Annotated in this window: 11 protein-coding genes; 2 read left to right on the top strand and 9 right to left on the bottom strand. The window is 41.8% G+C overall.

Annotation, left to right across the window (positions count from 1 at the left end; genetic code table 11):
• Positions 1-13 precede the first annotated feature (13 nt).
• The 6 genes from rlmH to leuS all read right to left on the bottom strand — a co-directional run bounded on the left by rlmH (position 14) and on the right by leuS (position 5,608).
• Positions 14-484, bottom strand: coding sequence for a 23S rRNA (pseudouridine(1915)-N(3))-methyltransferase RlmH (gene rlmH, locus AC2IOM_RS13025; protein WP_010560410.1), 471 nt, complete (start codon positions 482-484; stop codon positions 14-16).
• A gap of 4 nt (positions 485-488) precedes the next feature.
• Positions 489-806: a ribosome silencing factor gene (rsfS, locus tag AC2IOM_RS13020; protein ID WP_010560409.1), complete on the bottom strand. Its 318-nt coding sequence runs from the start codon at positions 804-806 to the stop codon at positions 489-491.
• Between the two features lie 62 nt (positions 807-868).
• Entirely contained in the window at positions 869-1,483 is a 615-nt protein-coding gene (nadD, locus tag AC2IOM_RS13015) for a nicotinate-nucleotide adenylyltransferase (protein ID WP_486358601.1), read from the bottom strand.
• Entirely contained in the window at positions 1,480-2,535 is a 1,056-nt protein-coding gene (gene holA, locus AC2IOM_RS13010) for a DNA polymerase III subunit delta (RefSeq protein ID WP_486358600.1), read from the bottom strand. Before holA ends, nadD begins: the two co-directional genes overlap by 4 nt.
• Positions 2,535-3,020 (bottom strand): LPS-assembly lipoprotein LptE, encoded by a 486-nt coding sequence (locus AC2IOM_RS13005; protein ID WP_054978456.1) that lies wholly within the window; start codon positions 3,018-3,020, stop codon positions 2,535-2,537. Before AC2IOM_RS13005 ends, holA begins: the two co-directional genes overlap by 1 nt.
• Positions 3,020-5,608 carry a leucine--tRNA ligase gene (gene leuS / locus AC2IOM_RS13000; protein ID WP_010560405.1) on the bottom strand — a complete coding sequence of 863 codons (2,589 nt, stop codon included), beginning with the start codon at positions 5,606-5,608 and terminating at the stop codon, positions 3,020-3,022. The genes AC2IOM_RS13005 and leuS overlap by 1 nt, the downstream gene beginning before the upstream one ends.
• 238 nt (positions 5,609-5,846) lie before the next feature.
• Between leuS and AC2IOM_RS12995 the strand changes: the two genes are divergently transcribed.
• Positions 5,847-6,323, top strand: a complete 477-nt coding sequence (locus tag AC2IOM_RS12995; RefSeq protein ID WP_010560404.1) for a zinc ribbon-containing protein — start codon at positions 5,847-5,849, stop codon at positions 6,321-6,323.
• Positions 6,324-6,414: 91 nt separating this feature from the next.
• Positions 6,415-8,805: a Lon protease family protein gene (locus AC2IOM_RS12990; RefSeq protein WP_486358599.1), complete on the top strand. Its 2,391-nt coding sequence runs from the start codon at positions 6,415-6,417 to the stop codon at positions 8,803-8,805.
• 45 nt (positions 8,806-8,850) lie between these two features.
• On the opposite strand, the gene AC2IOM_RS12985 is transcribed toward AC2IOM_RS12990, so the two are convergent.
• The 3 genes from AC2IOM_RS12985 to corC form a co-directional block, all read right to left on the bottom strand.
• Positions 8,851-11,205, bottom strand: coding sequence for an ATP-binding protein (locus tag AC2IOM_RS12985; protein WP_486358598.1), 2,355 nt, complete (start codon positions 11,203-11,205; stop codon positions 8,851-8,853).
• 77 nt (positions 11,206-11,282) lie between these two features.
• On the bottom strand, positions 11,283-12,797 hold the full coding sequence (lnt, locus tag AC2IOM_RS12980; protein ID WP_486359565.1) for an apolipoprotein N-acyltransferase: 1,515 nt from the start codon (positions 12,795-12,797) through the stop codon (positions 11,283-11,285).
• A gap of 29 nt (positions 12,798-12,826) precedes the next feature.
• Entirely contained in the window at positions 12,827-13,714 is an 888-nt protein-coding gene (gene corC / locus AC2IOM_RS12975; RefSeq protein ID WP_100913141.1) for a CNNM family magnesium/cobalt transport protein CorC, read from the bottom strand.
• Positions 13,715-13,784: the final 70 nt, after the last annotated feature.

The following is a 13,784-nucleotide window of genomic DNA, read 5'->3' as shown; positions in this document are numbered from 1 at the left end:
ATTGTTTTTATTCTTATTCTCGGTGATAAGGGTGATTGTTATTCAAACTCCATGCACGATACAAGCTTTCTGCGACGATTATTCTTACCAGTGGGTGCGGCAAGGTCAAATTAGACAATGACCATTTTTGCTCAGAAGCGGCAATACATTCAGGTGCCAAACCTTCAGGGCCGCCAATTAGTAAGCTGATATCGCGTCCATCAAGTTGCCATTTACTCATTTCCTTGGCAAGTTGGTGGGTATCGAGTGCTTTACCTGTGACCTCTAAAGTAACGATTTTGTTCCCTTTAGGAATTGCCGCTAAGGTTTTTTCACCTTCTTGCTGTAAAATACGCTTGATATCGGCATTTTTACCGCGTTTACCAGCGGGAATCTCAATAAGCTCTAAGCTCATATCGCGCGGAAACCGGCGCTGATACTCTTGAAAGCCGGTTTCTACCCACGCTGGCATTTTCGTACCAACAGCAATTAGCTGAATACGCACAGAATTAGCTCCAAAGTTTTTCTAACTGGTAGAATTCACGTGCACTTTCTTGCATTACATGAAGTACTACATCACCTAAATCAAGTAATACCCATTCGCCTTCTTGTTGGCCTTCGGTACCGATGATTTCAATACCTTGTGCTTTTGCTTCAAGCGCAACGTTGTTGGCAATTGACTGTACATGGCGTTTTGAAGTGCCTGAGCACACAACCATATAGTCGGTAATTGATGATTTATCTGTCATATCTAACGTGGTGATATCAACGGCTTTGATGTCGTCTGCTTTGTCGATTACAAAGTCTAATAACTCGCGAGGATCCAAAAGTATTTCCTAGTAATTGGTTTATTTGGCTTAATTGTTAAATTTTAACACGTGCAGAGGGTTTATTGGTAGAGACGATGCTGTTTTATATAGTCAGAAACCGCTTCTGGCAGGAAATCATTTTTGTATTGGGTAAGATTTGTACGCAGTGCCGAGGATGAAATGGCTACTTGCTGGTGCTGTGCAAGAAAGATATGACCGGCAAGCGGTAAGTCTTTTATTGCATCGTTAATATCGCCACTAATAAACGGCGCAACTTGAGGGTTTGGCTGAAATGTTTCGCCAGGTCGTTGAAAAACTAAAAAGTTGCTATTGCTGATACAGTCTTGCCATTTATGCCATTTATGCAAGGTGTTGAGTGAATCCATGCCGATAATAAAAAATAAAGGCACTAGCGGGAATTCTTGTCTGAAGCTCATTAGGCTTTCTAGCGCATAACTTGGTGTTTCGCGGTTTATTTCACGCAAATCAATCGCAAAGTTGGCCTCATCTTTAATTGCGAGTTTAATCATATTAATGCGGTGCGTGCTTGTAATGCCCGATGTGGCTTTATGTACAGGTTGCTTGCACGGCATAAACAGTACTTTGCTTGGCGCCAGTATTTGATCCGCTTGTTTCGCTAATGCAAGGTGCCCTGTGTGTATTGGGTCAAATGTGCCACCTAAAATAACAATCATAGGTTGGCGTATTGTTCTACTTTTGCGTTAAACGGTACAGAAAAGGGCAGAGGACCAACAAACATTAGGGCAATATGCAGCAAGTGTTGGTAGGCATCAATATGTTGGTGTTGTTTGTAGGCTAAATCAAATTCGGCAAGTACATCACCGAGCGCGCTCAGTTCAACGTGTGTTAAACGCCTTAATGCTTGCTCTGTAATGGCTTGCTTATTTTTCCACACCTTAAATTGGCTGAAAATTGCATTGAATGATTCGCCGTTTGCTATTGCTTGTTGCATTGCTTGTAAGCTTTCAAACTCGCGTACCAGTGCCCATAAAATAATGGTTGGTTCGACGTTTTCTTGTTTTAGCTTAAGCATTACTTTGCTGATCTGAACACTGTCGCCTTTTAATAGGGCGTCGCTTAAGTCAAATACGTCTAAACGCGACTGATTGACTAGCGTTGGTGCTAAGGTTTGGGCGTTAATTTCACCGGAAATATTGAGTAAAGAGAGCTTTTCAAGTTCTTGGGATATTGCGAACAAATTATCTTGGTTGTAGTCAACTAATAAGGTTTTAGCATCAGCAGATAATCGCAAATTCAAACTTTGGCACTGCTGTTCAAGCCACGCAAACAGCTGCTTTCCTTGAAGCGGGTAACACGGCACAAATAACCCGTGTTTATCCAATGCCTTAAACCATGCGCCACGCTGAATGTCGTTACCTACTTTTTCGCCTTTGATAACGAGAATGCAATCGGGGTTTGGGTTTTGCGCAAGCGATTGTAATAACTTGCTGGCTGCAGCATTGGGCTTACTGTCACCAAGTTCTAATTCGATAATTTTGCGATTAGCAAAGAGTGACAAGCTTGCATATTCTTGCACAATTTCTTGCCAGTCAAACTGGGGAGAAGCGGCAAAGCGAATGACCTCATCAAATCCTTGTGCTTTTGCAATTGATTTAACTTGGTTTGCAGCTTGGTTTAATAAAAATGCTTCTTCACCAAAAAGTAAGTAAAAAGGCACTAAGCCTTGTTTTAACTGAGCAACTAATTGGTTCGGATAAATACGCATTAATATTGGCCTAACTGACGAATAATCAAGTTACTTGCTTGTTGGCGCAACTCTGACAGGATCAATTCCATTTCTCGCGATTTAGCTAGCGCGTTATCAGGGTCGTCTTGATAATTACGGGTAAGCTCAAAGCTATTGGTAATTGGCTTTTGCTTGTCACGAATAAGTTGGTAACTGACAGTGTAAATAAGTTCATGCTCGGCTACTTGGCCGTTTGGGAATAAACTTAGTGTACGACGGTTAAGAGAGTCTTTTAGTAGCTTTAACTCAGCGGTAGCGTGCTTTGAATCAGTATTAATATTGCTCAGCGCTAAACTGTTTTGTAGCTCGGTAAAAAGCTGAGAGTCCGGGTTTGTCGCCGTGACCACTAAGTTTTGCAGATCGTCAGGTAATACTGATGCGGTACGCAATTTAAAACCGCAGCCAACTAAAAGCACAAAACACAGCAATAATGCTGTGTTTTGTAAAAAGCGTGGTGCAAACATTAGTTTGCAACCACGTTTAGCAATTTACCTTTAATAAAGATAACCTTGCGAATAGTTAAACCGTCTGTGAATTTAGTCACATTAGGTTCCGCAAACGCTGCTTTTTCAACCGCGTCTTGGTCTGCGTCAGCAGCAACGGTAATTTTACCGCGTACTTTACCGTTTACCTGCACTACAACTAGCTTTTCGTCTTCAACCATCGCTGATTGATCAACTACAGGCCATGGTGCATCAACGACCTCACCTTGCTTGCCAAGGTTTAGCCATAATTCATGACACACGTGCGGTGTGATAGGTGAAAGCATCACGATTAATGCTTCAAGCGCTTCATAACCAATCGCGATATCGTTGCTATCGTTTAATGGCGCTTTAACAAGCTTGTTAAGTAACTCCATAACCGCGGCAATCGCTGTGTTAAATGTTTGACGACGATCTAAGTCATCAGACACTTTCGCAATTGCTTTATGTAATTCACGACGAAGCACTTTTTGCTCGTTTGAAAGCGAAGCACTATCAAGGGTTGTACGCTCATTTGCCATTACTTCAGTTGCGTATTTCCAGACACGTTTAATAAAACGATGTGCACCTTCTACACCTGAATCAGACCATTCTAACGTTTGCTCTGGTGGCGCGGTAAACATCATAAATAAACGCACTGTATCGGCGCCGTATTGGTTAATAACCGTTTGTGGGTCAATACCGTTATTTTTCGATTTAGACATTTTGCTCATACCAGCAGATTCAACTGGTTGGCCGTCGTCTTTGTGCCACGCTTTTACAACGCGACCTTTGTCGTCTTTTTCGCTCTCAACGTCGCTTGGTGCAATCCAAACGTCGCCGCCTTTCTCGTCTTTACGGAAGAAGGTTTCTGCTAATACCATGCCCTGACATAATAAACGTTCGAACGGCTCATCTGAATTTACTAGGCCAAAATCACGTAATAGCTTGTGGAAGAAACGCGCATAAAGTAAATGCAAAATAGCGTGCTCAATACCACCGATATACTGGTTTACAGGAAGCCAGTAGTTAGCAGCACCTGGCTCTAACATGCCTTCATCGTAGCGCGGGCTACAGTAGCGTGCGTAGTACCAAGACGATTCCATAAAGGTATCGAATGTATCAGTTTCGTGGAATACTTGTTCGCCGTTAACAGTTGCTTTAGCCCATTCAGGGTCAGCTTTGATTGGTGATGTAACACCATTCATTACCACATCTTCCGGCAGGCGTACTGGCAGCATGTCTTCTGTAGCCGCAAGCTCAGAGCCGTCTTCTTTGTTTAACATTGGGATTGGTGAACCCCAGTAACGCTGACGGCTTACACCCCAGTCACGAAGACGGAAGTTTACTTTACGCTTACCTGCGCCGATACCTTCAAGTTTATCGGCAATCGCATTAAATGCTGCTTCAAACTCAAGGCCATCAAATTCGCCAGAGTTAATTAACACGCCTTTTTCAGTGAATGCTTCATTGGCGATATCTGCTGTGAGTTCAGATCCTTCAACAGGTGCAATAACTTGCTTGATTTCAAGGCCGTAGGCAGTAGCAAATTCAAAGTCACGTTGGTCGTGACCTGGTACTGCCATTACTGCACCTGAGCCGTAGTCCATTAGTACAAAGTTAGCAGCCCAAACCGGTACTTCTTCGCCAGTTAATGGGTGAATTGCTTTAAAGCCGGTGTCGATGCCTTTTTTCTCCATTGTTGCCATATCAGCTTCAGCAACTTTGGTGTTTTTACATTCTTCAACGAAGGCAGCAACCGCTGGATTATTTTTAGCAGCTTCTTGTGCAATTGGGTGACCGGCTGCAACACCAACATAGGTTACGCCCATAAAGGTATCTGGACGCGTTGTGTACACAGTGAATGTTTCACCGTTATCAGCACGTTTAAAGTCGATTTCTAACCCTTCAGAGCGACCAATCCAGTTGCGCTGCATGGTTTTAACTTGCTCAGGCCAGTGCTCAAGTTTGTCTAAGTCGTCAAGTAGCTCTTGCGCATAGTCAGTAATTTTAATAAACCACTGCGGAATTTCTTTTTGCTCTACAACAGCACCTGAACGCCAACCACGACCGTCAATAACTTGTTCGTTTGCAAGTACGGTTTGGTCTACTGGATCCCAGTTAACCGTTGACATTTTTTTGTATACAAGGCCTTTTTCGTACAGTTTTGTGAAGAACCATTGTTCCCACTTGTAGTACTCAGGGTGACAGGTCGCGATTTCACGATCCCAGTCGTAACCAAAACCAAGTTGCTTTAACTGGTTGCGCATGTAGTCAATGTTTTCGTACGTCCATTTTGCAGGTGCCGTGTTGTTTTTAATTGCGGCGTTTTCAGCAGGTAGACCAAATGCATCCCAACCCATAGGTTGCATTACGTTTTTGCCTTGCAAGCGTTGGAAACGTGATACTACATCACCAATGGTGTAGTTACGTACGTGACCCATGTGCAGGCGACCACTTGGGTAAGGGAACATTGAGAGACAGTAAAACTTTTCTTTACCTTCTTGCTCAGTTACTTTAAATGTTTGATTTTCATCCCAATATTTTTGAACTTTTTGTTCGATATCCTGCGGGCTGTATTGCTCTTGCATTCTAATTTCCAAACTACTTGCAAAATAAATAAAAATTGGCGCTTAGCATAGCGTAAATTGCGGCGCTAATACACCCTTAGCTGTGCATTAAAAGTAAGTTTTTTGTGTCTTTAATCGCACCTCAAACGCCGTTTGATTTTGCTACTTGATTGTTGTTTTAATAAGCAGTTAACTGTTTGATACAAGATATTTTTTATATCGCTACTATACTTATAGAAACAGCAAAAGGAGGAATAAAATGAAAGACAGTTACGACAATTATTTAAAGCGCTTTCAACAGTGGTTACAGGATGTAAACGATCATGAGCTTAAAAGCTTGCAAAAAGCCTTCTATGACTTTCAAAAAGAGCTGGCAGCCCTTGGCAAATATTCAAAAGAGCAAATAGAAGATTACAGTTATTACGTAAAACGCGATATTGAGGAGTTTAACCGGCTCAGAAAGGCGCAAAAAGACAATGACTTCGCAAATGAAGAATTTAATGAAGAGTGGTGGTTAGCGTTGTCACATTTAGTTGATAAAACGCAATTAGAATGGTCACTATTACTTGATGACTTTGAGCACAACGGTGTTTACAAACAAGGCGAGTGGGTATCGTTTGGTGAGTTTCAATGTAAAGCCTGTGGTGAAGTGAAACACATCACGCATCCCAGCCAATTAAGCGCGTGTATTGAGTGTGATGCTATTGAGTTTCATCGTATCGCCAGCGCGCCATAAATATTTTAACTTTCTGATGTTATTTTTTAAGGACTTAAGTAGACTCACACAAAAGCTATAGCGAGCAAGCGCTAATAAGGACGGTAGTATTATGAAAATTGGCGAACAGAATAAACTTGGTGTTGATGTACTTGCACCGCAAATAGAATTGCACGCAATAGAAACTTGCATGGCGCAAGCATATCCTGATGAATACACAATTATTGGACAAAAGCGTGCACAAAGTGCCATTGATTTTGCGCTAGGAATGGAGCTGCCAGGTTACAATATTTACGTGATGGGTGAACCGGCTCTAGGTCGTTTTACCATGGTGCAAGAAAAACTAGCTGCGCAAAGTCGCACCAAACAAACCCCACCGGATTGGCTTTATTTAAACAACTTTGACGAACACCGTCAGCCAAGTGCTATTTTTATGGCTGCAGGCGAAGGTAAACTATTTAGTGATGATATCGATTCATTTATTGATGAGATTTTAGATACCTTTCCAGCCGCATTTGATAACCCTAATTATCAACGTCAAAAGAAAGCAATTGATAGTAGTTTCAACGAGAAATACGATGAAGCGCTCGAGATCGTAGAAAAAATTGCTAACCAACATAACGTGGCGCTATTTGAAGAGTCGGGCGTGATCAGCTTTGCCCCGGTGATTGATGGTAAACAGTTAGATGACGCTGAGTTTTCAAGCCTAGATGACGAGCAAAAGCAGTATTTTTACGATGTAATATCTCGCTTAGAAAATGCACTTAATGAAGCGCTAATTGAATTGCCAAGATGGAAACGTGAATCATCGGAAAAACTACGCGAACTAAAGCAAAAAACGGTAGAAACCGCAATAAAACCGCTGCTAAAAGATTTAGAGCACAAATACACCAGCCATTTAGGCATTGTGAAGTATCTAAAAGACCTTAAAGCTGAGTTAATAGACGCGGTATTAGAGTGGCTGGCTGAAGAGAGCGACGAAAATAATAAAGAAGACTTAGATAAGCGTGCAATGCTAACGGAATACATTGCGCCAAACATTTTAGTGAGCCACAAAGAAGAGGGTGCACCTGTTGTCTATGAGCCAAATCCAACGTTTGGCAATATTTTTGGCAAAGTAGAATACACCTCGCAATCAGGTTCCATTGTGACCAGTTTCCGCTCGATTCAATCGGGTGCACTACATCGTGCTAATGGTGGTTATTTAGTGATGGATGCGGAAAAACTGATGGCTAATAGCCAAGTTTGGGACGCGCTAAAATTAAGTTTAAAGAGTAAGCAAATTAAAACAGATCTTGCTGCTCAAGATTCAAGTGTGGGTGCAAGCTTCACGTTAAAACCACAGCTTATTCCGCTAGATGTAAAAATAATTTTGCTTGGTTCACGTGATTTGTATTACGTAATGCAAGAGTATGATGATGAGTTCAATGAACTTTTTCGTGTGCTCGCCGATTTTGATTACCATATTCCGGCGACCGATAAATATCAGTTCCAACTGATCAGTCGGGTTCAAAAATATGCGACAGAAACACTAAAAATGTCACTTTCGGCCCATGCGTTTGCGGCGCTTCTGCGTTTTAGTCACCGCCAAGCTGAACACCAACGCAAGCTTTCAGCGCGCTTTGCCGATGTGATTGAATTAACCAACGAAGCCGCGTTTTTTGCACGGCAAGATGGTGAAACCACAATTGAAGCAGCACATATAGACGAAGCGCTTGCTGGTAAACAATATCGTACTGGGCAAATAAGCGAATCTTTTATGACTGAAATTAAAGAAGGTCATGTGCTTATACAAACTGAAGGTACGCAAGTGGGCTGCGTTAATGGCTTAACTGTTCTGCATATTGGAGATACCAGCTTCGGTACACCAGCGCGCATTACCGCGACTGTTTACGCAGGCAGTGATGGCATTGTTGATATCGAGCGTGAAGCTGATCTCGGTAAATCGATTCACAGTAAAGGCGTAATGTTACTGACGGGTTACTTAGGTAATAAATATGCGCAAGATTTTGCCCTGACCTTGAGCGCGAACATTGCCATTGAACAAAGTTATGGTTCGATTGATGGTGATAGTGCATCACTTGCTGAGTTGTGCGCATTGGTTTCAGCCATCACGCGTTTACCGATTAATCAAGGTATTGCACTCACTGGCTCAATTAACCAGCACGGTGAAGTGCAGGCAATTGGCGGCGTGAATGAAAAAATTGAAGGCTTCTTTAAGCTCTGTCAGATGCGCGGTTTAAATGGTGCACAGGGCGTGATTGTGCCGCAATCTAATGTGCATAATTTAGTGCTTAATGCACAAGTGCTGGAGGCTGTTGAAAAAGGGCTGTTTAGTATTTATGCGGTGAGTACAGTTGATCAGGCGTTTGAAATCTTACTGGGTAAACAAGCTGGCGAACTCTCTGCCAAAGGCACTTATGGTAAGGATACCATTCACGACTTAGCGCTACGTCGCTTAAGCCATTTTGCCGAAGTGATTAATGGCGGTGTTGAAGAATAAACTCCTAGCTACTAAACCGATAAAAGCAGCGTAATCGCTGCTTTTTTATTTTAAATACTGCTGTAACTTGTCTAATAAAAGGGTTTTTTCTATTGGTTTTCCAATCCAGTCATTACATCCAATCTCGCGATAGCTTTGAATATCCGACTGCATAATATTCGCGGTGAGCGCGATGATTGGTGTGCTAGTATCATTTTCTCTGATTTTGGTGGTTGCGGTTTTGCCATCCATAACCGGCATTTGCATATCCATTAAAATTAAATCAAATGATTCGCTCACAGTTTCTAATGCTTGCAAACCATTGTTCACTATTGTTAGTTGCGCTTGGGTTGGCTGTAACATTGCCTTAACTAATACTTGGTTAATTGGATTGTCTTCAACTAGCAATAAGCGCTTTTCACTAAGGTTGATAATTTCTTCGGCTTGCGCGTGTTGATTTTGTGCGTGCTCTTTGGCCTTTGTCAGTGGAATATCAATGGTAAAGTTTGTGCCTTTATTTAATTCACTTGTAACACTTATGCTGCCACTCATTAGTTTTATTAACGATTGTGCGATTGGCATACCAAGGCCTGTGCCACCATACTTACGGGTAATGGAATCGTCAGCTTGTTCAAAACGCAGGTACAGTTTATCAATGCTTTTTTCACTCATACCAATGCCAGTGTCATTAACTAAAAATGTGATACATGGTTTATTGGCATTTGGCAAAATAGACAGAGTAACGCTGCCTTGTTGGGTAAATTTAATCGCATTAGAGCAGATATTCAGTAGCACTTGTTTAATACGTGTTGGGTCGCCAATCCATAGGTCATGCTCTACCTGATTCAAAATATTAAACGCGATGTTTTTTGTCAGCGCAGTTTGGACCAAATCTGCATGTAAATTAGCGAGTAGTTCACTAAGTTTAAATGGTGTGCGCTCTAACGATAGTTTACCGGCTTCAATTTTCGAAAAATCAAGAATATCGTTTACCACCGTCATTAATGCTTTTGTTGAATCGAGCGCATCTTTGACATAGCCGTTTGCTACTTTATTGAGTTGCAATTCATGTAACAGTTGTAAATTACCGTACACACCGTTCATTGGTGTGCGTATTTCATGGCTGGTGTTGGCCAAAAAGGCACTTTTCGCATTGTTGGCACTTTCGGCGACTTCTTTCGCGTGCTTTATTAAACGCTCTTGCTCTTTGCGCTCAGTAATATCGCGTATTACGCCTACAAAGTGGTGTTCTTCGTCGAGTAAAAGGTGGCTAATTGTTAATTCAATGGGAAACTCATCGCCATTTTTACGTTTTGCAATTAAATCACGGTTTTTACCAATAGCAGAGGGGGATTGTTTAACGCGATAGTTGGCAACAAACTCGTCGTGCTTTTCTGCAAACGCGCTATTCATTAGCAAGGTAACGTTTTTGCCAAGCACATCACGTAATTGCCAACCAAACATAGATTCGGCACTTGTTGAGAAGAGTTTAATATGGCCTTTTTGGTTAATAACGATAATTGCATCTGAGAGGCTAGCAAGTACCGCGGCTTGCTGTTGTTCGGTGATTGCGATACGTTTTTTTGCGCTGTCGAGAGATGCTTGTGTGGCTTTCTCTTGCTGTAATAACGACTCGTTAGAGCTTTGCAACTGAAGAAACAAGTATCGCTCGTTTTGCAGGGCAAACCATAATGCCACGCCATACGCTAATAGCCTCAGTAAGTGCCATCCCCACCATGAAACATCCCATAAGAACGATTGCTGAAACATGATAGCGGCAAAGCCAAACATTGAGCAGTGCAAAATAAACAGTAAGTCGTCACTTTTCTTAAATTGCATATAGACAAAGAAAAGCTTGATTGCGGCGAATAACAAGGCAATGCCACCAAACATGTTCATAAAAGTGGCTAAAGAGGTGAAGCGCATTTGCTGCACCATAATCGGTACTTGCTGAGGAAAGATAATCGAAACTGTGGAAATAATGAGGCTTAACAGCAAAACCACAAAGACAAAACGTGTGCTGATGGCATTTGTAAATTTCGGCTTAAGCAATACTAATGCAAAGAGTAGCCCGCCAAAAAATGTGGCTAACGAATGTAACCAAACAAATAAGTTTCCAGGTTTGACTAAAGCATGGGCAATATCGAAGACACCCATCGCGCCAATCGCCGCAGCGATAACTAAATTAAAGCTAGTACCGCGTTTACTTTGTTCCAAATTGATTAATAGAAAACACACTAATAGCGCAATAACGCCACCGATTACTTCCACTGCGCTGTGAAATGGAATATGTTGCCAACGCCATTGAGACAAGGTGGTCTTTGCTAGAGCAAAGGTTAACAGATGAATAAATGCGCTCAGTAAAATCGTAATGACGATAGTTTTACTAAAGCGCAATGGCGAATTGGGCTGTTTAAGCAAATGTGTGCCTTAAGTATCTGACAAAAAAGGTAACACATTAAATTTAGACGTCATCGCGTGATAACACAATAACGTCGTCATCGATTATGGCATGCTCTTTTTTTTTGCCGTTGGGTAATTAAACTTGCAATAAAACAAAGCAGTAGAGCGATGTATAACGCACGGTCGCCATACTGGCTGTAAAATGTTTTACCAGTGGTGAGTGGCAGGGAAAAACGCTCTAACGCCGCTTCAAATTGGGGTAAATATTGTCCGTGTTTGGCGATTGGGTCGTACACGCCGCTCACGCCGTTATTGGTGACACGAACCAAGGGCATACCCAATTCAAGGGCACGCATGCGTGCAATTTGCATATGCTGGTGAGGGCCGTGAGAATTACCAAACCATGCATCATTACTTACCGTAAATAAAATATCAGAATTTTGCTGATAGTTACCACGTACTAAGCTACTAAATGCAATTTCATAACAAATCGCCGGTAATACGTGATAACCATTAGCAATTAAATTAGCTTGTTTCGCTTCGCCTCTAGTGAATGAAGAATGGTCAAGGTCAAACAGCGGTGCAATCGGTCTTAATATTTCTTCAAACGGTACAAACTCACCAATGGGAAGTAATTGGTGTTTGTTATAGCGATTGTGATGCAAATAACGGTAATGGCCCTGTTGGTCATCAGCATGCTTTTTGCCTACTACAATTAAATTGTTATAAACCGTTTTTGTACCGAGCTGATAATCAATAATGCCGGTAATAAGCGCGGTATTATTAAATGCCGCTGCTTTATCAAGATTACCAAGGTAATCGTCTACTAGTACTTCAATCTCAGGAATAGCAGCCTCGGGCCAGACGATTAGATCAGCCTGCCAATTTGGACGAGTCATATCTTGATATTTCGCCATGGTTGGCCAGAAGTTTTCAGGCGCGAAGCGTAACTCTTGTTTGATATTGCCTTGCACCAGTACGACATCAATCGATTTGTCTCGGTAGCTTACAGAAGGTGAAAAATTCGCTAAACCGAGTGCCAATAAAAGCAAGGATGAAATCACAACCGCTGGCTTAAAACTGCGTTGGCTCAGTGCGTAAATAGCAAAACCCAGTAATAAACTCACCGCAGTTAACCCTGTTTCACCTATCCAAGGGGCAAGGTTATTAAGTGGACTGTCTGTTAGCGTATAGCCAAAGCTTAACCATGGAAAGCCTGTAAGTAGCGTACCGCGTAAGTATTCCATCAAGATAAATAACGGAATAAAAAGCGCCAAATACGTTATAGATAAGGTGTTTTTGTTACTGAATTTATGGCTAAGCCAGCAGGCTAGGGTTGGGTATAGCGAAAGGTACGAAACCAATATCAACATCAATAAGAGTGATGCAATTAGCGGCAAGCCACCAAACTCTGCAATGGATACATGTACCCAACTTATGCCCGCACCAAACCAACCTAGGCCAAAGATAAAACCATGGCTAGCAGCCGTTTTAGCGCTGACATTACGATTAAGGTAAAAAAGAGTGGCAATAGCGAAGGGCGCGATTGGCCAAAGGTTAAACGGTGAGTAACTAAATACCATTAAAATGCCGGCGATAAGCGCCAGCATTTTGTCTTTCATTGATGATGAGATCACGTTTAATTATCTGTTGATTCGTCTTCGTTGGTATCATCACTTTTTGGCAATGTAACCTGTACTTGAAGAATACGGCGGCTATCTGCGTTGGTGATTTTAAATTGAATTCCGTCAATTTCAATGGTTTCACCACGAGATGGCATATGACCAAAGGCATGTAGAATAATACCACCTATGGTGCCGGCTTCATCGGTATCGAAATACGTCGAAAAGTGCTGATTAAAATCTTCAAGTGGCGTAAGCGCTTGTACTAAATATACATGCTTTGCAACTTGACGAATATCTTGTGTTTCTTCTTCTTCGTCGTGCTCATCTTCAATTTCACCAACGATGATTTCAAGAATATCTTCGATGGTAACAAGTCCAGAAACACCACCGTATTCATCAATTACAATCGCCATATGATAGCGCTGTTGACGAAACTCGTTGAGTAGGGTGTCTACACGTTTACTTTCTGGCACAACAACAGCTGGGCGCAAGTAATCGCGAAGTGGTGGGTGCTCTTCTTGATTTTTTAAAATAAGCGGCAATAAATCTTTAGCGAGTAAGATGCCTTCTACATGATCTTTATCTTCGCATACCACAGGAAAGCGTGAGTGCGATGATTCAACCATAACTGGCAACAATTCGGCAATTGTTTGTTCTACATCCAGTGTAATCATTTGCGAGCGAGGGATCATAATATCGCGAACTTTCAGTTCCGATACGCCCAAAACACCTTTCATCATATCTTTGGTTTCTGGGTCAATAAGATCTCTTTCTTCAGCGTCGATAATAACTTCGACTAACTGCTCTTTATTCTGGGGTTCCCCTTGTAACATTTGGGTGATTTTGTCTAACCAAGTTTTACCAGAAGAACCCTGACTAGATTGCGAATTTTCGTCGCTCATAAGCGCTTTATTAGCTCCATTTAAATAAAATTAAGGATTAATTATTGGCTAATCCAAGCCTGTTATACCA

This window comes from Pseudoalteromonas sp. NS-SX12, assembly GCF_057367955.1.
This window is presented reverse-complemented; position numbering and strand designations above follow the sequence as displayed.

What these genes read in the sequence shown, in the direction of transcription:
- nadD (WP_486358601.1), bottom strand. Translation starts at nt 1,483, where the DNA reads ATGATTGTTATTTTAGGTGGCACATTTGACCCAATACACACAGGGCAC.
- holA (WP_486358600.1), bottom strand. Translation starts at nt 2,535, where the DNA reads ATGCGTATTTATCCGAACCAATTAGTTGCTCAGTTAAAACAAGGCTTA.
- AC2IOM_RS13005 (WP_054978456.1), bottom strand. Translation starts at nt 3,020, where the DNA reads ATGTTTGCACCACGCTTTTTACAAAACACAGCATTATTGCTGTGTTTT.
- leuS (WP_010560405.1), bottom strand. Translation starts at nt 5,608, where the DNA reads ATGCAAGAGCAATACAGCCCGCAGGATATCGAACAAAAAGTTCAAAAA.
- AC2IOM_RS12995 (WP_010560404.1), top strand. Translation starts at nt 5,847, where the DNA reads ATGAAAGACAGTTACGACAATTATTTAAAGCGCTTTCAACAGTGGTTA.
- AC2IOM_RS12990 (WP_486358599.1), top strand. Translation starts at nt 6,415, where the DNA reads ATGAAAATTGGCGAACAGAATAAACTTGGTGTTGATGTACTTGCACCG.
- lnt (WP_486359565.1), bottom strand. Translation starts at nt 12,797, where the DNA reads ATGCTGGCGCTTATCGCCGGCATTTTAATGGTATTTAGTTACTCACCG.
- corC (WP_100913141.1), bottom strand. Translation starts at nt 13,714, where the DNA reads ATGAGCGACGAAAATTCGCAATCTAGTCAGGGTTCTTCTGGTAAAACT.